Below are 21,214 nucleotides of genomic sequence, written 5' to 3' on the forward strand. Positions count from 1 at the left end.
AACATCGCCTCACTTGATTCCAGAATTGGTGACGCCTTTGACGAAGTATTTGTTCGCCCAGAGGAAGATAATCAGTGCCGGTACGGTCGCGACGACGGTCGATGCCATCATGGCTGCCGGATTGACGAAGTTCGAGCCTTGCACGAGCGTGGCGACCCCGAGCGTGAGCGTCTTCATCTCGTCGCTGTTCGTGACGAGTGACGGCCAGAGGAAGTCGTTGTAAATGGCAAGGAACGTGACCACCCCGAGCGTCGTGACGACGGGTTTAATTGATGGGAAGATGACTTGCGTCAAGACTTGCCATTGCGACGCGCCATCGAGATAAGCCGCTTCTTCGAGTTCTTTCGGGAACGAGCGCAAGAAGTTGTAAATCAAGAACACGCCGAGCGTCCCGGCCGAATACGGCAAAATGAGCGGGGCGTATGTGTCGAGTAGATCCGCGCTCTTGAACAGATAGAAGGCGGGGAACAACGTGACGATTCCCGGGACGGTCAAGGCGACGACGACGATGCCGAGAATGACCTTCTTGAACGGGATGTTGAGGCGAGCCAGCGCATAAGCGGCGAGGACGTCGACGAAGATGACGAGCACGGTACCGATTAACGTGACGATCGCCGTGTTGATTGTCCACTGGACCATGTTCGAGTCGGCTGAGGCCGAGAAGATGCTGGCATAGTTCTCAAGCGTCCATTGACGTGGGAACAGCGAGGCACTCGCGAGCGATTCGCTCAACGTTTTAAAGGATGTGAACACCATCCAAACGAGCGGGAAGAGAAAGAGCACGGCGAGTACAGAGGCGACCGCAACGAGAATGCCTGATTTGATTCGTTTCTGTCTCATGTGATTTTTCGCTCCTTTTTATCGATTGTGGCAGCAGGGTGCTGATTGACGTTCGTCGGTCCGGCATTGACGGCCCGTTTCAAACGTTTCCGCTCTTTGCGACTCGGTTTCGCGAGTTCGTCTTTGTCACTCTTATACGAGATCCAATATTGGATGCCGGTGATGAGCATCATGATGACCCCCATGAGGAGCGCCATCGCCGACCCGACACCGAGTTGGTTGTTGCCGAAGACGGTCGTGTTGATGCCCATGATGAGTGAGCTCGTCGACTGTTCAGGTCCGCCTCGTGTGATGAGGAGCGATTGTCCGTATAAGTTGAATGAGGCGATGACGGTCGTGATCATGACGAAAATCGAGATGTTTCGAATCTCTGGCAACGTGATGAAACGGAATTTATTCCAAGCCGAGGCCCCGTCCAAGTCAGCGGCCTCGTAAAGCGTGCCGTCGACTTCGTCGAGCGCGTTGACGAACAACAACATGTTGAAGCCGATCGTCCACCAGATGGTCGCGATGACGATGACGAGCCAGGCATACGGTTGGTCACCAGTCCAGTTGATTGGCGACGAGATAAGTCCGGCCTTCATCAAAATATTGTTGATATACCCACCGTTCGCTCCGAAGAGCCACAAGTAGATGGCGGACACGGCGGTGACTGAAATCGAGTAGGACAAGAAAAAGACGGTCCGGAAGAACGTCTTCAATTTTTTCGGTAAGTGCTCGATCAGTAAGGCGAGACCGAGACTGATTAAGATGAGCGGCGGTACGCTTAACACGATGAACATGAGGGTGTTTTTGAGCGAGGTCATGAACGTTCGGTTATAAATCGTGTCAGGTGTCAAGATGTCGACATAGTTCTTCAAACCGATGAATCCATTGTTTCCAACCGACAACCGGAAGTCGTGAAGACTGATCCAGATGCCGTATAAGAGCGGGATTAACCAAAAGACTAGGAAGCTTACCAGGAATGGGACAACGAAGATGAACCCAAGCCACTTTGATTTGTTCGTCATATGCACGGGGAAGACCCTCCTTCATAAGAAATCAGTGCAGGATACCCTGCACTGACCTCGTGTCCTTCAGCTTATTGAGTATCTGCGATCTGTTTAGCGGCTTTCGTCGCTTTTTCAAGCTCACTCATGAGCGCATCTTTTGTAAGATTTGGTTCACTCGTCAACTTCGTGAAGACGACTTCGTTCATGTAACGCATTTGCTCATCGAATTGATAGACGCGCGGTGCGGCCACATATGTGTCGAGCTGCTCTTGGTTCTTCGCAGCCAACTCATATTTCTCGGGGTCTTCCGTAATCAAGTCGAGTGTCGCAAGGTGTGATGGTGTCTGGCCAGATTCAGCCCAGTTCGCCAAGTTTTCTGGTGTGTAGAGATACTTCAAGAACTCAGAGATACCGTCTTTCACTTCTTCGTCCTCGACTGAAGCGGCGACCGAGATTGTATGGGCGTTACCTGTCGTCGCTGCCGTTTCGAATAGTGTCGGCATGGCACCGATGCCGAGGTTGTCCGCGTATTTCTCTTTCACGGCTTGATAGTACCAAGGACCGGTCATCGTGACGGCCGTTTGTTTGGCCCCTTCATCCGCTGACTTCATGAACGCCTGGAACTCACCGTCGAGACCGAGTTTTTCAGGTGACGTGTTGTCTTTAAAGACCATGTCGTGATACTGCATGAGCGCATCGGCATAGTCGCTCTGTGTGAAGTCGAGATATCCATCTTTCGCAAGGTCGATGCCGTTTTGCGCGGCGGCGGCCGTGAAGTAGAACGTCGTCAATCCGGTCGATGGGAGGCCAAACGCATACAGGTTCTCGTTCTCACTTTGAAGCGTTTCGCCGAGTGCCTTCAGTTGCTCGTAATCCGTCGGAGCTTCGCTGACGAGTTCTTCGTTATAGAACATCGTGAGCGGGTGAATGTCGAGCGGTACCCCGAACAGTTTGTCTTCGACCGTACCCGACTGGATACCTGCCGCGTTGAAGTCATCTTCTGCTAATCCGGCTGTTTCCATATAAGGGCCGGCGTCTTGAATCAATTGATCTTTTTGGTACGTCTCAAGGCTCGTCTCGTGGATGACGACCAAATCGTAATTCCCTGACTTGAATTTCGTATAGTGATCCTTCTCTTGCGACTGGACGACCTCGAACTCGTCCTGGCTAGAGTTGAACCCGTCCACGATTTTCGTCATGAAGGCACCGTCCCCGCCGGTGAAACCGTTGATGAACTTGATTTGTGTTTTCCCGCTATCACTTGAAGAATCGCCCCCGCTACAAGCTGCGAGAGAGAAGACCAACAACCCCGTTGAAGCCGCTGCTCCAATTTTTTTCATGTTCATATGAATCCTCCTCCAATAATGGTGTAACCGCTTTCAAATAAAACTTAACGAATTTTAATGAATAATGCAACATATTTTTTACTAAAAAATTTAACTATTATTTTTATTTCATTTAATACAGGCGATTAAATTATTCTCATCTAGGAAGTTATGTCGCAATATAAACGTTTTAAATGGCTATAATAAACGATTTAGACAAATTTAATTAGTAAAATTACATTGACTTTTAGTAAAATAATGACGAGAATGGAGTTGTGAAAGCGTTTACTCAATCGTCCGAGGAGGATTACTATGAATCAAAAACAAATGATCGCGTCGTATAAACAAACGTTCGAGACAGAACCGACGCATCTCTTTTTCGCACCTGGTCGAATCAATTTAATCGGCGAGCATACGGACTACAACGGGGGGCATGTCTTTCCGGCTGCGATTACGTTTGGAACGTACGTCTTGATGCGGAAGCGTGAAGACGATGTCGTCCGCTTCTATTCAGAGAACTTTCCTGAAGTGGGGGTGATTGAACGTCGACTAGGCGATTTAGCGTTCCGGGAAGAAGATGACTGGGCGAACTATCCGAAAGCGATGCTTCATTTGTTGCAGGAACGGACTCAGGCCATCGCCACGGGCATCGACATGTGGTTCTTCGGAAACATTCCGAATGGTGCCGGATTGTCTTCATCTGCGTCAATCGAGCTGGCGACGGCGTTTGGACTGAATGTAATCGAGCGACTCGACCTTGAACCACTTGAGCTCGTGAAGCTGGGGCAACGGGCCGAGAACGAGTACATTGGTGTCAACAGTGGGATTATGGATCAGTTCGCCATCGGCATGGGCAAGCGAGGTCACGCGATGCTCCTCGATTGCGACACGCTTGCGTGTGAATATGCACCCATCGACTTGGATGGTCTCTCAATCGTCATCATGAATACGAACAAGCGACGGGAGCTGGCCGACTCGAAATACAATGAACGTCGGGCCGAGTGTGAGACGGCGCTCGGGCAGTTGCAACGTACGTTATCGATTCAGTCGCTCGGTGATGTGACACCGGACACGTTCGAGTCGAACGTCTCTCTGCTTCAAGACGAGACGCTCGTCAAACGGGCCCGACACGCCGTCTATGAAAATAATCGGACGCTCCAGGCGCTCGTCGCCTTAAAAGAGAATCGGCTCGAGGATTTCGGCCGTCTCATGAATGCGTCGCATGTCTCGCTTCGAGATGATTACGAAGTGACGGGAAAAGAGCTCGATACGCTTGTCGAGGCTGCTTGGGCGAACGGGGCCATCGGGGCCCGGATGACCGGTGCCGGTTTTGGAGGATGTGCGATTGCCCTCGTCCGCGATGAGGCGATTGATTCGTTTCGTCAAGCGGTGTCCGAACGGTATTCGGAAGAAATCGGGTATGCCCCGACGTTCTATGTGGCCTCAATCGGTGAAGGAGCACATGAAATGAAGCTTGGGATGAAGGAGGAAGTGTGATGACAACATTAGTCGTTGGTGGAGCCGGTTATATCGGGTCACATGCTGTGTATCAATTATTGGATCGCGGCGAGGATGTCGTCGTGATTGATAATTTGGAGACGGGACATCGGGAATCGGTTCATCCGCAGGCGCGGTTTTATGAAGGCGATATCCGAGACCGCAACTTCTTGAGCGACGTGTTCACGACAGAAACGATTGATCAAGTCGTCCATTTCGCTGCCAACTCGCTCGTCGGTGAGTCGATGACCAATCCGCTCAAATATTATGACAACAACGTCCATGGAACGCAGTGCTTGCTCGAGGTGATGGTGGCCCATGACGTGAAACGTCTCGTTTTCTCGTCGACGGCAGCGACATACGGTGAACAAGACGTGATGCCGATTACGGAGGAAGCCGTGACGAGACCGACGTCGACCTATGGGGAGACGAAGCTCGCGATGGAGCGAATGATTCAGTGGACAGAGGCGGCGCATGGATTACGATTCGTCTCGCTCCGTTACTTCAACGTGGCCGGTGCGCGCGCAGGCGGTGTCATCGGTGAGGATCACCATCCAGAGACGCACTTGCTGCCACTCGTTCTTCAAGTCGCGAACGGTCAGCGTGAGGCAATCTCCATTTTTGGGACGGATTATCCGACGGTGGATGGGACATGCATCCGGGATTACATTCATGTGGAGGACTTGATTCAGGCGCACGTCTTGGCGCTCGACTATTTGAAAGAAGGTGGGGTGAGCGAGGTGTTTAACCTCGGTTCGAATAATGGTTTCTCTGTCCAAGAGATGATTGAAGAAGCGCGGGCGGTTACCGGTCATGCGATCCCGGCCGTGGAACAAGAGCGTCGGCCAGGTGACCCGCCGCGTCTCATCGCGTCATCGGCGAAAGCGAAACGCATCCTCGGATGGGAACCATCGCGCACTGACGTGAAACGGATCATTCAGGACGCTTGGGATTGGCACCGGGCGCATCCGAACGGCTATAAGGGAGGCGTGACGTCTTGATGAATACGTATATCGAAGGATTGATTGATGAGGCGAAGCGTCAAGAGTTGATTACGAGTCGTGACATCGTCTATTGTCGCAACCGCCTATTCGATTTATTAGGAGTCACGTGGGCTGAGGTCCCACATAGCGACGGGAGCATTCCTGAGCTGTTGAATCATATCACAGAGGAAGCGGTGCGGCAGAACCTGATTGAGGACTTCTTGGAGACGAAAGAGATGTTGGCTGCTAAAGTGATGGATGTATTTTTACCAAAACCGTCTGATTTGGAGTACATGTTCCAACTTAAATACTTTGATGAACCGACGAAAGCGACCGATTACTTCTATCACTTGTCTCAAGCATCGAACTATATTCAGACGGCACGAATCGCCAAAAACATCTCGTATCAAGTCGCGACGTCATATGGAGAACTCGATATCACCATCAATATGTCAAAGCCGGAGAAAGATCCAGCTGAAATTGCGCGACAAAAATTGCTGCAACCGACTGCAGGGTCGGTCGACTATCCGAAGTGTCTCCTATGCGTCGAGAATGAGGGATACGCTGGCCGATTGGACCACCCGGCACGTACGAATCACCGTGTCGTCCCGATCCGCTTGGGCGGACAACCGTGGTATTTCCAATACTCGCCGTATGTCTATTACAACGAGCACTGCATCTTATTGTCGGAAGAGCATCGGGACATGGTCATCGATGAAGGGGCGTTCGAGCGCTTATTGGATTTTGTCGATAAGTTCCCGCACTATTTCGCCGGATCGAACGCCGACCTGCCGATTGTCGGAGGCTCCATCTTGTCGCACGACCATTACCAAGGGGGACGCTACGACTTTGCGATGGCACAGGCCGAGGAGTTGTTCCCGCTTGACCTCAAAGCGTTCCCTTCGATTGAAGCGACGTATTTAAAATGGCCGTTATCGGTCGTCCGTCTGAGAGGGGTGGAGAAAGAGCAATTGATTCAAGCGGCCACGCTCGTGCTCGCTCATTGGCGGGGCTATTCGGATGAATCGCTCGACATTCTCGCCGAAACGGATCAACCACATAACACGATCACGCCGATTGCGCGTCGCCGAGGCGATGCATTCGAACTCGATCTCGTTCTCCGCAACAATCGGACGACCGCAGACCATCCGATGGGGCTGTTCCATCCACATGAGGACGTCCATCACATTAAACGAGAGAACATTGGATTGATTGAAGTGATGGGACTCGCGGTCTTGCCGGCACGGTTGAAAGCAGAGTTACGAGAAGTCATCCGCTATGTGGAGGGACGCCCGGCATCGGTCGAACCGATGCATCAAGCGTGGGCGGATTCATTAAAACAAATGCCTATGCATGACGTCGAGACGCTCGTTTACGAACAAGTCGGTCGGAAGTTCTTGAAAGGTTTAGAGGATTGCGGCGTATATAAACAAGATGAAACGGGATACGAGGGCGTGAAACGTTTCATCGACTCGATGCACACACAAGGAGGGTTGCGGGATGCGGCGTCTGTTCGGGCATTTGAACAATGAACCAATTTTCGAATATACTATATCTAACCAAAACAATCACACTGTTTCCGTATTGAACTACGGCGGAATCATTCGGAGTTGGATGGTACCGGAACGTGACGGTCAACAATCGAATATCGTCCTCGGTTTTGACACAATCGAGGAGTATGTCGAGCACTCGCCATATTTTGGAGCAATTATCGGTCGTCACGCCGGTCGAATCGCAGATGGGACGTTCCGGATTGAGAATGAGATGTATCGCTTGGCAAAAAATGATGGCGCGAATCACCTTCACGGTGGGGTGCGCGGATTTGATCGTCACATCTGGCAGGTTGAGCAACGCGAGCAAGCACTCGTCTTGAAGCGGACGAGCCCACATCTTGAGGAGGGCTACCCAGGTGAACTCACCGTTCAAGTGACGTATGAGCTGACGGATGAAGGGGAGCTCGTCATTTCATATGAAGCGACGACGACCGAACCGACCGTCTGCAATCTGACGAACCACACGTATTTCCAACTTGGAAAAATCGGTGAAACGGTGGCGGCGCAAGAACTGAGTATCGCGGCTGACGCGTTCGCGCCGATTCGACCAGACTCGATTCCGACAGGTGAAAGGATCCCGGTCGAAGGTACCTTATTTGATTTTCGTTCGCCTCGTCTGCTCGGATCCGGCTTTCATCGACTGGATGAACAGTTAGAGCACGCGCAAGGCGGGTATGATCATCCTTTCTTGTTGAATGAGACAGACGAGTTGCCTCAAGCGTCACTGCTTGACCGCGACACTGGGCGACGATTAACGATGCGAACGGACTTGCCGGTCCTCGTCGTCTATAGCGGCAATCAATTGGATGGCACCATTACAGTAGAAGAGGCAATCATCCCACAATACGGGGCGATTTGTCTTGAAGCACAACGGTTACCAAATGAAATCAATGAAGTCACTACCTCAAGCGCCATCTTGTCTCCCGGAGAGACGTATCGGGCGACAACGGTATACCAGGTGACGACGGACTAGTATAGGGGAGAAGCACATGGCTACGATTAAAGACATAGCGAAGCGAGCGAACGTGTCCATCGCGACCGTCTCGCGTGTACTCAATTTGGACCCATCTCTGTCGGTGACAGCAGAGACGAAACAACGTATATTTGAGATTGCCGAACAAATGGATTATCAAAAGAAGGGTACCAAACGGACACGCGTCCAAAAAGTAGCTTTGGTTCACTGGTTCACGGAAGAAGAAGAATTGAACGATCTTTACTATATGGCCATTCGTCATGGCATTGAAAATGCCTGTCGCCAACAAGGCCTCGACGTTCAAAAATACACGTATCAACAGTTGGAAGACGTCAGCCAAGCGAATGTAGAAGGGATCATTGCGGTCGGAAAGTACAGCCATCAAGAAATCGAGTCGTTGAAAAAAGCAGCGGACGCCATCGTGTTCGTCGACTACACGCCTGAAGACGAGCGCTATGATTCTGTCGTGACTGATTTTTCGAAGGCGACCCTAAAGATTCTCCATCACTTTTGGCATCAAGGGGTGACGGACATCGGTTATATCGGTGGACGAGAGACGTCACGCGACGGGTCCGAGATTTTTGCGGATGCGCGGGAACAGACGTATGTCCAGTTCATGAAAAATCACGACGTCTTCTTGCCGGAACGGATGATGGTCGGCAAGTTTTTGGCGGACGACGGATATCGGATGATGAATGCGATGATTACCGAAGACGAGGTGCCAAAAGCATTGCTGATTGCGAGCGATACGTTGGCGATCGGTGCCCTGCGTGCCCTTCATGAAAAAGGGGTCCGGGTCCCGCACGACGTCTCGATGATCAGCATCAACGATATTAGTGTCTCGAAGTACGTCTATCCGGCCTTGTCGACGATTCATGTCCATACGGAGATGATGGGAGAGACGAGCGTCGAGCTGTTGCTAGAACGGTTGAACGGACGGAAAATCGGCAAGAAAGTCGTATTGCCGACAGAACTCATTCTCCGCAACAGTAGCCAACAATAAGCGACTCGACCGCCACGAGATTGTGGCGGTTTTTTTGATGGGATTATCCAACGGAAAGGGAGGGAACAAGTAGCATAGTTGAGAATCTAATCAAAGTAGGTGAGACAGTTGAGAGAAGCAACGATTGAAAACAAGAACGGCATGCGTTTATCAGCCATTTCGTACGGGTGTGCCATGACCGAGTTGACGGCGCCGGACCGTGAGGGGAACATGGACTCCGTCATTTTGAAATATGGCAGTCCCGAACAATACCTGGAGAACCCGGTTTATCTCGGTTCTGTCGTCGGACGGATTGCCGGACGGATTCGCGATGCGGAGATCGATGGTGTGGCCTTGACCCCAAGCGAGGCTCCGCATCATATCCACGGCGGAGACGACGGCATCACATTCCGGCATTGGGACATGGATGTCGAGGGACAGGCGATTACCTTTACGTATGTAAGCCCGGATGGGGAAGAAGGGTATCCTGGCAACGTCACGTTCAAAGTCGTCTATGAGTTGACGGACGACAACGAGCTCGTCGTCACGATGACGGCCCAGACGGACGAACGGACGTGGGTCAACTTGAACCATCACAACTATTTCAATCTCGGCGGACGGCCGACGATTCACGACCATGTGTTGACGCTGCCGGCCGACCACGTCGCGAAACTCGATGACGAGTCGCTGCCGACGGGAGAATTGCTCGAGGTGGAGGCGACACCGTTCGACTTCCGTGACGGGAAGCAAGTCGATGAGGCAATTTCGTCGGAGGACGAGGCGATTGTGAAGGCTGGCGGACTTGATCATCCGTTCCTCTTGAAGGACGGGATGACCCGGCTGCATGATCCAGTGAGCGGTCGCGTCATGGATGTTGAGACGAACCAGCCGGTCATGGTCGTCTATACGGCGAACTTCCTCAGTGAAGAGACTCCGGTGACGCTCGAGGGGCGGCAGAAGCATAGTGCGATTTGTTTAGAAGCACAAGCGTTCCCGGACGCACCAAACCATCCAGACATCGCCACATCGATTGAACTGAAACCGGAGGAGTTGTATCACTCGAGGACGGTTTATCGGTTTGGGGTGGAAGGCTGAAGTAAATTACAATTTTCTATCCTAAATTATCTTTCAAATATCACGTTATTTTGAAATTTGAGTTGTAACGACTTGAAAGAGGATTCAGTCACCGAGTTTGTGACTGAATCCTCTTTTTATTAATTAAATAATTTCTCAAATAAAACAATCATGTCTAGTTTTTATAATGCGAAATGAATATATTATAATGAGAAACTTGAGACACCGTTAAAATTTTTGTAAGACGTCATAGAAGTGATTTTAATTATTTTTTATATGTTAGTATATCATTTATTAAATTTTCTCCTTCTTTACTGTCAAGAGATTCACTTAAGAAATCATATAGTACAGCTTTAGCTCTTGCTGTTATATGAGCCTCACTGTTCAAATCAAACATATCTATCGTATCTTTCCCTTTTATAGTTTTTTCTTGTAGTACTATTCCTAAACCTGAGCCGACATAGTCAAAGTGGTTGTTAGGATTATCAAAAAAGGGGTGATATATTTTAAAAACACACTGTTTGTAATTAGTATTTAACTGCAGTATAGGATCTACTGTGCCTTTTTTTATTGGTGAGTTACAAAGGTGGCAAGCTAAAACAAGGTTAAGAGGAGTAAAGGTGAATTCAATGTATTGTGGCCGTATTTTCCCTCCTTTTGGTGCAATATGTTCTAGTTCTGGAGATGATGTTTCGTTAAGTTTCAATCCACAGTATGCACATTTAGAATCTTGTAATACCATAAGCTGTGATCTAAGTTGGGATTTCAACAACTTAATATTTTTGTTGGTTTTATCCCATTCTCCCTCCTTCCAGGGCTTAATTTTCTTTAAGTGCCTTTTCACTGATTTAGAATATCTTGTTCGACCTTCGATATTAGGAATCATGGCTCAAATACCTTTCTACTTCAAGTATCAAAAGGTTGATTGGATCATTTTGATCTACAATATAGGAGTTGATTTTTGATTTTAAAAAAATGATTCTGTTATAATCTTTGGATTTCACTTTTATTAAATTTACTAATTCTCTTAATTCAACTTCAAAATATAAATTTCTAGTAGTCCTAACACCAAAAACATTGTACAAAATGTTTTCTGCTGATAATCCGTAAGTGTCGAAATCTAATAATGTTGCTTCACGTCTTAGTTCCCTATCTTCTCGAAATAATTTTAAATGGACTAACGAAGAAGAATCACTTTCTAAATCTGAAACCAGATAATGTGAATGTGTTGCCATTACAAAATGGCAACTTTTCATTTTTTTGAAGATTTTTTTCAAAGTATCAATATAATTTATTTGCCAATTTGGGTGGAGGCTTAGTTCAGGCTCATCGATAAGGACTAAAGAATTTTCCTCCAATTCGGCAGCAATATTTATTAAGGTGAATAATAAATGTTTTTCGCCAGAAGAGGCATACTCGAATTCAAAATCATCATCCTTATAAAACTTTAGAATAGGGGATTTAATCAACTTTAACTCAATTAATTTTAATAAAATTTTATAATCTTCTGATAAGTAATCTCTATCTAAAGAAGAGTTTCGAAAATCGATTGAAAATTCTAAACAAGTTTTATTGTTTAACTTTATTCTAGTTCTTCTTTTTGAAATAGTGTTTATATAGTGTTCGATTTCATGAATGTCTTCTTCCGTATATTTTCTTATTGAATCTGATCGGTAATCATTTTTTTCTATGAATGTGTCTATTTTATTTTTCAATGTGGAATAGGGTAATTTTCTGGAGAATAGAGTTTTATTAACAGGTTCGAACAAAATAGAAACTCTAGAGTCAAACTTCATAAAAGTGAAAATGTCATTTAGGTTTTCAATAAAGTTCATATTTTCAGCATTGAGTATTAAATTATTTGCTACTCTGTTGATTATTGATGTAGTCCAAGTGGCATTTGAAGTTCTTCGAATCCCCAAATACCTATAGATTTCGTTTTTTCTAGAGTCGTAAGGAGAAAAAGTGAATTTATCATTTACCATAAATGAAGTTGCTAGTACTTTTAACGGTAAATTAACTTGGCTAATATCGACCCGTAAATGATTTTTAAATGCACTTATTTGTTTGTTTATAATTTCAATTTTAAATTTATCGTTAGAGATATAGTATTCTAAATGATACTCATCATAGCTCAATGAAATATCACTTTTTCGAGTGGAATAGTCGAGACTTCGAAGTATTTCAGAAATAATTGTTAGTAAATAACTTTTACCAGCCCCGTTCTCTCCGATAATTACGGTTGAGAGAGGTTTATTTCTTTCGATAAGGTTATTTGTAAAAGTTACATCGAAAATATAACTTTTATTTTTTATGACTTGTAATTTAGTTAAAGTAAACACTCTAAATAATCTCCTTTGATATTCTTATGTTTATTTCAGGAACCATATTAAGTACAAGTATAAAAAATAATACTTGTAAAAAAGAAAAAAATTATACGCAATTGTTTAAATAGAATTTGAATTAATATCAATACTATAGAGCTTATTTAACACATCGGTCACTGTCTCACTGAACGAGCGGAACGACGAATCGTCGATGAGTGATGTCATCGCATCTTTTACGACAGCTGCGTTTGTCCAATCGGAGACGTCGGTCGTCTCAGTATAAATGCGCGTGAACTTCTTACCTTCTTGTTTCCCAGACTTCCAAAACGAGATGTTTTGCGCTTCGAGTGCTTCTAGGAGCGGGAGACGTTCGGTGTAGTCAATCGGTCCGACCTCGACATAAAGTTTGAGGCGCTTGCTGCCTTTTCGTTCGAACCAGATAATCAGTCCATAGTTGAGCCAATAGCGGTTCAACCGGTCCATCTGTTCTAAATTCGTCAACCAATCATTCATAACAAAGTTGGGTACACGGGGATGGGCCGAATATGTCGTTATCCCTTGTTCTTTCACAAACTCTAGAAATGCCTGACGGACGAGATCACTTCCCGTCTCGAAGATATAGTCGATGGTCTGGCACTTTCGATTATAGATGAGGAGCAAGTGACGCTTTGTCTCAGCGTCGAACGTGGCGAGCGTCTTCACCGCTTGGCGGAGTTCGATTTGTTTATGCTTCGCCGGATTGGCATTGGCATACAATAAGTGAATTGCAGATGCATAATCTTGATACAGTTGTAGCGCCGTCTCCATTGTCTTTTCGTCATCTACGAGTCGTTCTTCGAGCAGGGCGACATAGTATGATAAGAAATCGTGAATGTTGTCGGCAATTGTCGCTTTGTTCAATGTCAGCTCTTGTTTGATGATGTGGAGTACGTCTTCATACGTTAACATCCAGTATGCATCGTGCGATGGCGTATCACCTGACAACGTCAAAAAGACAGGGAGAACGTGCCATTCTGGATAGTATTCCTTGACGTTTGTTAAATAACGAGCCAACTGACCTGCTGATTCAACTGAATGTACTTTGTTTTCGATAAGTAGGACGATGTTCAAAGTCGGAATTTCAATGAGCAAGTCGACCGCGCCATTCCCATTGGTGGACCACTCGCGGTGGACAACGATATCGGATAATGATGCATGAGCGAATGATAGATAGGGGAACTCATCAATTTTATTATCGTTATCGGCTCTCGTTACAAGATTCATGAGTACTTTGCGTAAGAAAAAGCTTCCGAGCCGATGATTCTCGTTCGGGTCGAACAACCAAGCGAGGACGTTCGAATGACGAATTTCGTATTTAGCGACGCGGAGTACTTTGAATGGGTTGAACTCATTGAATTGTTGATCAAGTTTATTGAATTCAGGCGTATTTTCAAGCTGTAAGATGGTGTCGAGTGAGTAGGTCATAAGAACTCCTTTATCATCAATATTCGCCGCTAAGCTTCTTCCATTCTTGCTCAAGGTGGGCATCAACTGCTTTCCAGTCGTACACGTCTTTCCCGAGCACATGCTTCAGTTCTTGCATTGAGGCGAACGCGAAGCGGCTCCAGGCGACGTAGTTCAAACGCGTCGCAAATAAAATCGGGACGTTGCCACTTCGGATATAGGCGTCCATTCCATCGGTCAGGCACAGAGCGCCATGGCCCACGAGCAACATCTTCCGAAGTGTCGGCTTATTGCCAATGGGAATCGAGGCGAGCCAGCCGTTCTTGTGATAAAACAGGCTCTTCAAGCCCCAAAGCAGGCGAATGACGAGTTCGTTGAAGACGACCGGTACCGCCATCGCGACACCGTGACGCGCATCATAGCCGCTCTCGAACACTTTTGTCGAGAAGTCGGCGAACGAGAGCTTCTGTTCGTTATGCGACACTTGTCCAAAATCGGCGAATTGGAACAGTTCAAAGAACGGAAGCGGGATACCGGCGCCGCGACGACCGTTGTCGTGTCCGCGCACACCACTTGACCCTGATACGTCAGATAAGAGATGACCAAACCAGTTGGCAAACCCGGCGAACAGTTTAGCTAGTAGATTGCCACCTTGTAGCCTTTGCGTACCGTCTTCTTTCGGCTCGAGTCGAAGCAGTCGACCGTCCGAGACGAAGCTTGCCTTGCCAGTGAACTGATCCAAAATCGAGAAGAATAAGCCGATGATGTCCGGAGCGTGGGCGAGCGATTTCAAATGGTGGTCCGACGGACGCATATTCAGTGTCGAGTCACCCATCTTCAAATCTTGTGCGTAACGTGCGTCATAATTCACTTTGAAGCGGCGCTCCAAAAAACCGATGGCGCTCGCAATCGAATCCGGTTGCTTGCGAAGGCGGGCCCCGTTCTGTTTATCTTGTTTCCAGACGAGGTTCGCGAACTTGATGACGACGTTGTCGACCTTCTCATCTGACCACTTCCCGAGTTTACTGTCCGTCGGGGAGCCGACGAAGAAACTGTCAATCAACCCAGCGACGAGACCGCTGAAGGACGCGATCATGTAGTCGTAGCGGTCACATTCCGCTTCCTTCAGCAAGAACTTTTCTTTGAACGTCGTCGCCAACTCATGACGCTGTCGTGCCGTCAACAGATGGGCGAACGGATCATTGAGCCCCGTCACATCATGTCGCGTCGCATACGTATCGAGTTCGGACAAATACATATCCCAAGAGCCGTCCGAGACTTGCACGGGTTCCAAGTCATCGAACGTCCGTACGGCCAGCGGCGCCAATTGCGGTGCTGCTGTTTGTGGTACCTGTCCATTCATGAGTCGCATCATATCCTCGAACAAATTGTCGAGCACTGCCGATTGAGCGTCTTGCGCGTCTTCAAGTTGATTCAAGTGTCCATGGATGTCACCTAAACGTTGCTCAGCCTGTGCGGCTTGATGTTGTTGGACGAGTAACGCTTTTGCCTGATTAATCATGTCTTGATTGGACCGGTTCATTTGTCACCGAAGACGTTCTTCACGAGACGCTTCGCCCCACCAGTTACTTCGGCCAGACCGCCGCCGGACATTTCAAAGTAACCGATCGCTTGGAACGATTCATGTAACTGTTCCAATTCTTCAAGGGTGAGCGTCTCTTTCAAGACGAGCTCTTCCTCGGAACTGAACGTCAAATCATCGAGCTGGATTGGTTGCGGCGCATAACACGCATACACGTAGTCGCGTAGTTTCTGATACGTCGGTTTCGACGTCAACTCGTCCAACCGAACGGTGCTCAATTTCGGAGGCAGTTGCGTGATGATTTGTTCTTTTTGAGAGTGGACTTGTTTGTCGGCGCTGAACTGTGCACTCTGACTGAGCATCTGCAACATATTCGAGAGTTGATTGATTTTCTCCGAGTTGGCGTTCCCGTGTTGGATGGCCACGACGAGACGGTTTGAAATCTCATTGATGTCCTCAAGCAGGCAGTTGAGCGTCTGTTGCGTATTGCGGATGATGGCCTGTAGCATGAACTCGCGCTGTTTGTTGTTCTCAATGTCTTTCATGCCCGTGATTTTTTTCAAGCCCTGGTACGTGCCGACGCCGATGACGACCAACACGCCGATGCCCGTGAACATGCTTGAGAAGCCGAGGAGTCCACCCATGCCGAGGGAGGCCAGACCAGACGTCAATCCGGCAGCGCTCAAGCCGACGACCGATCCTGATAAATAGATGGCTGTGAGCGGAACGCCGACCGCGGCCGCTTTGGCTGCCAAGTCTTTCATCGACTTGGCAATCTCTGAGTCGTTTTTGCGGAATGTCAAAATGTCCTCGTCGCTTTGGATGGCGCTTGAGATGAGTTCGATTTCTTCGCGTGAGATGGAGAGCACTTCTTTCAACTCGCCAAGAAACTTGTTCTCGAACCAAGCCGAAAGCGGACGTTTCAATTTGAAGAGATAGAGAAGGTCTTTGAATAACGATTTCTCGACGATGGAAAAGTCGATGGTCGTCGACAAGTCGCGTAACTCGTCAATCAACGTGAGTGTTGGTGCATGTTCGGCTGGATTACTCAAGTAGGCGCGAAGTTGCAACCGATAGTCCGAACTGAGGTGGATGCGGGTGACGAGTGACATCAGTTCGCTATACTCTTGAGCGTCAATCTGTTGATCATCGACGAACGTGAAGTTGGCCAACACTTTCAAGTACGTGAGCTTATACGTTTCCGGCAAGTCGGCGAGCGGGGTGACTTGTGAGACGTTGACGAGCTCGTCTTCTTTGTCTTTTAACGCGGCGATCCCGTTCAATAGCTCGACGACGCCTTCGACGTTATACGTGGCGAGTTTGTCGGACAGACTGTAGTCATATTGCTCGGTGTGCATGACGATGTGAAGTTTCTCTTTTCGCTTATCATTTTTATACGTAACTTCACGGTCCAACTCGACGCGCTGCAAATCTTTGTAGTAGACGCAAATCGGTTTTTCGAGCAACGGTTTGAAATAGAAGCGGTCTCCTAAAAATAGCATGCCTTCTTTGCCGCTCTTGAAGAGCGTCGAATCATACAAGGCAACAACGTGTTCTGGGAGCGCGTCCTCTGCGTAATTCTTAATGGCTCCGTTCAATTTTTTGTCGGGTACGCTCGGTGCGATATGTGTGCCGTCACCAAGTAAGGTGTTGGCGTATTCTTTCAAATATGTATTAATGTTCATCAACTATCACCTTCCATATATTGTTTATACAGTTATTATATACTTATAGAGTGTACGAGGTAGGGAAAATATTCTAACTGGTAATCGAGTGTAGGGAGCGACAGATATGATGATGATGTACATATTGATGATTGGATTAAGTGGGGGCGTGGCCGTCCTCTTGTTCCGAGCAGGACGTGTTGCTAGACTCGTCCATCGGGCATTACGGCGAGAACTTCATACCATCCACGATGAATTGAAACAGGCAGAGCATCACCCGGCCCGACAGTTCGAACTGCTCGATCCTCTCTATCGAAAAGTCGTGTTTCAAATCCACTCACAAGTGAAGATGAAACGAACTGACTTGGAGCAACTGGTCAGCGATGAGTTGAATCGGTTGATCAAAAACAAACGCTCGGCCATCTGGTCTTATGTGACTGTGACCGGGTGGAGCGTGTTGGCGTTAATGATGTTAAGCATTTGCCTAGTCGGCGGGTATGCAGCCTATCATGAGGCGCAAACGATGGATTGGCCCGGTTCAACACAAGTGGCGAGTTCGTCGGCCACCATCCTTGACGAGACGTTCGAGTTGCCGGCGCAAGTCGCATTATCAGAGGAACTCGGTCAGGCGCTCGCTTACCACATGAGTCAATTCGATGAAACGTTCAGCATCAGTTATATTGGCAAGAGTCGAGACTTTGAACAGACGATGGACGAGGCGTGGGACTGGCTCGAGATGAACCATATTTACGTGTTCCGCCTGTCACGCGGTGGAGAGACCGAATATCGCGATCATGGCGGTTATGTCGACCTGGACGTCGAGTTGGCTTACGATATGAACATCGAGGAAGCGAAACAGATTGAGGCAAGAGTCGACCAAGTCGTCGCCGAGATGCCGGTCGGATTGAGCGACTTTGAGAAAGTGAAATACATAAACGATTATGTTGTCTTGAACACGGCCTACAATTTAGACAGCCAAGCGAGTCCATATACGCCATATTCGATTCTGTTTAATGGGGAAGGCGTGTGCGAAGGGTATGCGTTGACGACACTCTTGTTGTTGGAAGCCGCAGGTGTGGAAGCGAAGTATATCTCTGGCGAGGTCCAGACCGGGTTACACGCATGGAATCTCGTGAAGCTCGACGGCGCTTGGTATCACTTGGACACGACGTGGAACGATCCCGTCCCGAATCGAGTGGGTGAGATCGGTTACGATTATTTCTTAGTATCCGATGCGACATTAGAGCAAGATCATGAGTGGGAAGCAAATGATTATCCGATTACCGCGAAGACAGATTTCTTGTAAGCGAAGAGTGGATTCGACAGAGATGCAATCTCAAAAGAAACGCGATGGGGCTTGGCTAAGCATATAGCTGCCTGATCGTGTTTTTTGATGACCCAATATTTACGAAACTATAAAAACATCTCCCCCTTTAACAAAAAAGTGCCTGCATCCAAGCTGTATAATCCTTATACTAACAAAGAAATAGTGAATTTGGTTTTATATTCCAACATGTGAAAATAGTGAGCGGGAGTGAAGAATGATATGTTAAATCGCAAATTCCGAGAGGATTCCATCGAAACGTATAAACAAGCAGAACGTGCTTACGAAACAGCCAAGATTGATGTCATAAAAGCTTCAGAGGAATTGTTTGGTGAGCGGAAACGGTTGAAATCCATCATTGGTTTTAACTGGGACGCTATTAATCAACTCAAGAACAAAACTGTCGAAATGGAACTTGAGGTCGATAAAATTGAAATCGAATACAGACGTTTCGATACATTCTTGTTAGAGGTACAAACCGAAATTGCGGCTACGCAAAAGATGGTATCTACAGCAGAGACGATTGCTATGAGCGCCGCTACAATCAGCATGACACCCAGCACGGCTGCGGCAATCGCCACCACGTTCCGAACTGTTTCAACTGGGGCAGCGATCAGCGGTAGCTTGGCCGCAAACGCCTCGATGGCTTGGTTAGGAGGAAGTGTGTTGGCAACAGGTGGTGGACTAGCCGTCGGAAGTGGATTGATGGGCTTGGCAGGACCGGTTGGGTGGGGTATTTTGATTGCTGCTAGCGTTTTTCAAAACGGAAAGAATAAAAAACTCGGACGTGAGGCTTTAGAAAAAGCGACAGTCTTGAAAAAAGAACGAGTTTCACTAAAAGGGAATGAAAAAGAGGTTAGTGAACTGAGTAAGTTAACGGTTCAGAACCGCGTGGGATTAAATCGCTTATTGAATGAGATTGAGCCGAAACTTGATGCGTATGGTTGGGATATGCGCAGAATTGATCAAGACCAAGATTTATTAGAACGGCTTGGGGTTTTGATTAACACATTGGGAAGTGCATCCAAACTATTGAACAAGAAAGTGGGTGGTGCGGTATGAGTCAGGCATTTACCGAATCGCTTCAAACTAATTTTGATATCGATTTGAATGAGTCACCGAAATTGGAGGAATCTCACCTTCAAATTTTGATGAAGCAATATAAAGAGATCGCTTTCACAAAAGTCATTCAAGAATTCGGGCTCGGTCCATTTTTGAACGATTACCAAAATGGCGGGAACGTGACGACACTCCATAACGCGAAAGAAGGCGTTTTTACCAACGATAAAGATAAAGAAATAGAAAATCGTTTCTCTCGAGAATATTCTAAAAAAACACGTAATGACATATATGAGAAAGATTTTTCGAAGATGCGCGCAAAGGAATTTAAAGAAAGTGATTCCATTACGGATGCATATACAGGTCGGACATTGAACAAAGATGGACAAGCCCACCGTGACCATGTCGTGTCGGCTTCGGAAATTCATCAAAACGATGAGGCCCGTCTCTATATGACCGACGAAGAACGAGGCAAGATGGCAGTCGATGAGCAGAACTTGGCCTGGACGAACGGAAGCCTCAATCAGTCAAAAGGGGACAAGGATTTTAAAGTCTGGCTCGATTCACCGAACCCGAAAGACCCGACTCAGACGAACCGAGACCGCTATGGCGTGGACGAACAGGCTGCGATGGAGAAATATATCGAGGCCAAGAAACATGTCAAAAAGTCCGTCACGAAAGCGAAACACACCTACTATGCAAAGAATCTGGCGAAAACTGGAGCGAGCCAAGGACTACGGGTCGGAGCGAAACAAGCGATTGGGCTGTTTCTCTACGAGTTGCAACACATCTTGTTCAAGGAGCTAAAGGGATTCTTCAAGTCGTTTAAACAGTTCACGAATTGGGACGCGCGGATTGAAGCGTTCAAACAATGTTTAGAGCGTGTCTATGTTCATATGATGCAACAGATGAAGCGGTTTGCCACAGCGTTCAAAGACGGCTTCATCGGTGGGTTTATGGGGAATCTGTTGACGGTGTTCATCAACACGTTCATGACGACGTCGAAGAATTTGGCGCGTCTGATCAATGACGGTGTGACCGGGTTATGGAGTGCGTTCAAGTTGTTGTGCCAACCACCCGAAGGCATGACGTCGCAGACGGCCATCAAAGAAGCGACAAAGCTCGTCGTCGCAGCGGTGGCAACGACCGTCGGCGTATTATTGACAGAGTCATTCGTGACGTATCTACAAACAACACCGTTCGCAATGTTTGCCCAATTGATTGGTGGATTGATTGGCGGAATCCTGACCGGTATCGTCGTGGCCACGTTGATGTATGCAATTGATGAATTGGTCGCTTCGCTCCATAAATTGAATGAGTTGATGGATACGTTCAAAGAAGGGTTATATACGAATGCGGAGCAGGTGCGCGCCACATATGAGGCTGCGATCGCGATGATGCATGTAGAGTATCAGGCGGTGCTTCAAACCATCTTCCGACAATATGAGGAGTACCGACGGCTTTCGGCAATCGCCTTTGATGAAACGGAGCGAGTGAGCGTGCGTCTCGATGCGAGTGCCGAGTTGGCGGATTTACTCGACGTGCCGACGGATGATGTCATGCGGAATGCGGATGATGTCCGAAACTTTTTAAGAAGTTGATTTATGTATTGCTATAAAAAAAGTGTCTCTTGTT

Annotated in this window: 17 protein-coding genes; 9 read left to right on the top strand and 8 right to left on the bottom strand. The window is 47.6% G+C overall.

Annotated features, from left to right (window positions below; genetic code table 11):
* Positions 1–9: 9 nt before the first annotated feature.
* From KNO58_RS01150 to KNO58_RS01160, 3 genes are all read right to left on the bottom strand, one after another.
* On the bottom strand, positions 10–840 hold the full coding sequence (locus KNO58_RS01150; protein WP_214714294.1) for a carbohydrate ABC transporter permease: 831 nt from the start codon (positions 838–840) through the stop codon (positions 10–12).
* Positions 837–1,850, bottom strand: coding sequence for a carbohydrate ABC transporter permease (locus KNO58_RS01155; RefSeq protein ID WP_251026038.1), 1,014 nt, complete (start codon positions 1,848–1,850; stop codon positions 837–839). Before KNO58_RS01155 ends, KNO58_RS01150 begins: the two co-directional genes overlap by 4 nt.
* A gap of 71 nt (positions 1,851–1,921) precedes the next feature.
* Positions 1,922–3,178 (bottom strand): type 2 periplasmic-binding domain-containing protein, encoded by a 1,257-nt coding sequence (locus tag KNO58_RS01160; protein WP_214714289.1) that lies wholly within the window; start codon positions 3,176–3,178, stop codon positions 1,922–1,924.
* A 291-nt stretch (positions 3,179–3,469) separates the two neighbouring features.
* Between KNO58_RS01160 and KNO58_RS01165 the strand changes: the two genes are divergently transcribed.
* The 6 genes from KNO58_RS01165 (at position 3,470) to KNO58_RS01190 (ending at position 10,240) form a co-directional block, all read left to right on the top strand.
* Positions 3,470–4,654: a galactokinase gene (locus KNO58_RS01165; protein ID WP_214751320.1), complete on the top strand. Its 1,185-nt coding sequence runs from the start codon at positions 3,470–3,472 to the stop codon at positions 4,652–4,654.
* Complete coding sequence (galE, locus tag KNO58_RS01170) at positions 4,654–5,655, top strand: UDP-glucose 4-epimerase GalE (RefSeq protein ID WP_214751322.1); 1,002 nt, start codon at positions 4,654–4,656, stop codon at positions 5,653–5,655. The genes KNO58_RS01165 and galE overlap by 1 nt, the downstream gene beginning before the upstream one ends.
* Positions 5,655–7,169 (top strand): UDP-glucose--hexose-1-phosphate uridylyltransferase, encoded by a 1,515-nt coding sequence (locus KNO58_RS01175; protein WP_214751324.1) that lies wholly within the window; start codon positions 5,655–5,657, stop codon positions 7,167–7,169. The genes galE and KNO58_RS01175 overlap by 1 nt, the downstream gene beginning before the upstream one ends.
* Positions 7,138–8,163, top strand: coding sequence for an aldose epimerase family protein (locus tag KNO58_RS01180; protein ID WP_214751326.1), 1,026 nt, complete (start codon positions 7,138–7,140; stop codon positions 8,161–8,163). The genes KNO58_RS01175 and KNO58_RS01180 overlap by 32 nt, the downstream gene beginning before the upstream one ends.
* A gap of 16 nt (positions 8,164–8,179) precedes the next feature.
* Positions 8,180–9,166 (top strand): LacI family DNA-binding transcriptional regulator, encoded by a 987-nt coding sequence (locus KNO58_RS01185; RefSeq protein WP_214714280.1) that lies wholly within the window; start codon positions 8,180–8,182, stop codon positions 9,164–9,166.
* A gap of 108 nt (positions 9,167–9,274) precedes the next feature.
* Entirely contained in the window at positions 9,275–10,240 is a 966-nt protein-coding gene (locus KNO58_RS01190) for an aldose epimerase family protein (RefSeq protein ID WP_214751328.1), read from the top strand.
* 244 nt (positions 10,241–10,484) lie between these two features.
* On the opposite strand, the gene KNO58_RS01195 is transcribed toward KNO58_RS01190, so the two are convergent.
* The 5 genes from KNO58_RS01195 to KNO58_RS01215 all read right to left on the bottom strand — a co-directional run bounded on the left by KNO58_RS01195 (position 10,485) and on the right by KNO58_RS01215 (position 17,217).
* The gene (locus KNO58_RS01195) at positions 10,485–11,105 is read right to left on the bottom strand and encodes an HNH endonuclease family protein (protein ID WP_214751330.1); all 621 of its coding nucleotides are present in this window, start codon (positions 11,103–11,105) and stop codon (positions 10,485–10,487) included.
* Positions 11,095–12,561, bottom strand: a complete 1,467-nt coding sequence (locus tag KNO58_RS01200) for an AAA family ATPase (protein WP_214751333.1) — start codon at positions 12,559–12,561, stop codon at positions 11,095–11,097. Before KNO58_RS01200 ends, KNO58_RS01195 begins: the two co-directional genes overlap by 11 nt.
* Positions 12,562–12,666: 105 nt before the next feature.
* Positions 12,667–14,010 (bottom strand): PDDEXK-like family protein, encoded by a 1,344-nt coding sequence (locus KNO58_RS01205; protein ID WP_214751336.1) that lies wholly within the window; start codon positions 14,008–14,010, stop codon positions 12,667–12,669.
* A 16-nt stretch (positions 14,011–14,026) separates the two neighbouring features.
* Entirely contained in the window at positions 14,027–15,511 is a 1,485-nt protein-coding gene (locus KNO58_RS01210) for a hypothetical protein (RefSeq protein WP_214751338.1), read from the bottom strand.
* Between the two features lie 17 nt (positions 15,512–15,528).
* Complete coding sequence (locus KNO58_RS01215; RefSeq protein WP_214751340.1) at positions 15,529–17,217, bottom strand: hypothetical protein; 1,689 nt, start codon at positions 17,215–17,217, stop codon at positions 15,529–15,531.
* A 106-nt stretch (positions 17,218–17,323) separates the two neighbouring features.
* On the opposite strand from KNO58_RS01215, the gene KNO58_RS01220 reads away from it, so the two are divergent.
* From KNO58_RS01220 to KNO58_RS01230, 3 genes are all read left to right on the top strand, one after another.
* A complete protein-coding gene (locus KNO58_RS01220) occupies positions 17,324–18,502 on the top strand; it encodes a transglutaminase domain-containing protein (RefSeq protein WP_214751342.1) in 1,179 nt (392 codons plus the stop codon).
* Between the two features lie 240 nt (positions 18,503–18,742).
* Complete coding sequence (locus KNO58_RS01225) at positions 18,743–19,582, top strand: hypothetical protein (protein WP_214751344.1); 840 nt, start codon at positions 18,743–18,745, stop codon at positions 19,580–19,582.
* Positions 19,579–21,180 carry a hypothetical protein gene (locus KNO58_RS01230; protein ID WP_214751346.1) on the top strand — a complete coding sequence of 534 codons (1,602 nt, stop codon included), beginning with the start codon at positions 19,579–19,581 and terminating at the stop codon, positions 21,178–21,180. The genes KNO58_RS01225 and KNO58_RS01230 overlap by 4 nt, the downstream gene beginning before the upstream one ends.
* The last annotated feature ends 34 nt before the right edge of the window (positions 21,181–21,214 follow it).

Source organism: Exiguobacterium sp. J17977, from assembly GCF_018616375.1.
Taxonomy (GTDB): domain Bacteria; phylum Bacillota; class Bacilli; order Exiguobacteriales; family Exiguobacteriaceae; genus Exiguobacterium; species Exiguobacterium mexicanum.

What these genes read in the sequence shown, in the direction of transcription:
- KNO58_RS01180 (WP_214751326.1), top strand. Translation starts at nt 7,138, where the DNA reads ATGCGGCGTCTGTTCGGGCATTTGAACAATGAACCAATTTTCGAATAT.
- KNO58_RS01205 (WP_214751336.1), bottom strand. Translation starts at nt 14,010, where the DNA reads ATGACCTACTCACTCGACACCATCTTACAGCTTGAAAATACGCCTGAA.
- KNO58_RS01185 (WP_214714280.1), top strand. Translation starts at nt 8,180, where the DNA reads ATGGCTACGATTAAAGACATAGCGAAGCGAGCGAACGTGTCCATCGCG.
- KNO58_RS01225 (WP_214751344.1), top strand. Translation starts at nt 18,743, where the DNA reads ATGTTAAATCGCAAATTCCGAGAGGATTCCATCGAAACGTATAAACAA.
- KNO58_RS01230 (WP_214751346.1), top strand. Translation starts at nt 19,579, where the DNA reads ATGAGTCAGGCATTTACCGAATCGCTTCAAACTAATTTTGATATCGAT.
- KNO58_RS01195 (WP_214751330.1), bottom strand. Translation starts at nt 11,105, where the DNA reads ATGATTCCTAATATCGAAGGTCGAACAAGATATTCTAAATCAGTGAAA.
- KNO58_RS01160 (WP_214714289.1), bottom strand. Translation starts at nt 3,178, where the DNA reads ATGAACATGAAAAAAATTGGAGCAGCGGCTTCAACGGGGTTGTTGGTC.
- KNO58_RS01155 (WP_251026038.1), bottom strand. Translation starts at nt 1,850, where the DNA reads ATGACGAACAAATCAAAGTGGCTTGGGTTCATCTTCGTTGTCCCATTC.
- galE (WP_214751322.1), top strand. Translation starts at nt 4,654, where the DNA reads ATGACAACATTAGTCGTTGGTGGAGCCGGTTATATCGGGTCACATGCT.
- KNO58_RS01210 (WP_214751338.1), bottom strand. Translation starts at nt 15,511, where the DNA reads ATGATTAATCAGGCAAAAGCGTTACTCGTCCAACAACATCAAGCCGCA.
- KNO58_RS01215 (WP_214751340.1), bottom strand. Translation starts at nt 17,217, where the DNA reads ATGAACATTAATACATATTTGAAAGAATACGCCAACACCTTACTTGGT.
- KNO58_RS01165 (WP_214751320.1), top strand. Translation starts at nt 3,470, where the DNA reads ATGAATCAAAAACAAATGATCGCGTCGTATAAACAAACGTTCGAGACA.
- KNO58_RS01220 (WP_214751342.1), top strand. Translation starts at nt 17,324, where the DNA reads ATGATGATGATGTACATATTGATGATTGGATTAAGTGGGGGCGTGGCC.
- KNO58_RS01150 (WP_214714294.1), bottom strand. Translation starts at nt 840, where the DNA reads ATGAGACAGAAACGAATCAAATCAGGCATTCTCGTTGCGGTCGCCTCT.
- KNO58_RS01175 (WP_214751324.1), top strand. Translation starts at nt 5,655, where the DNA reads ATGAATACGTATATCGAAGGATTGATTGATGAGGCGAAGCGTCAAGAG.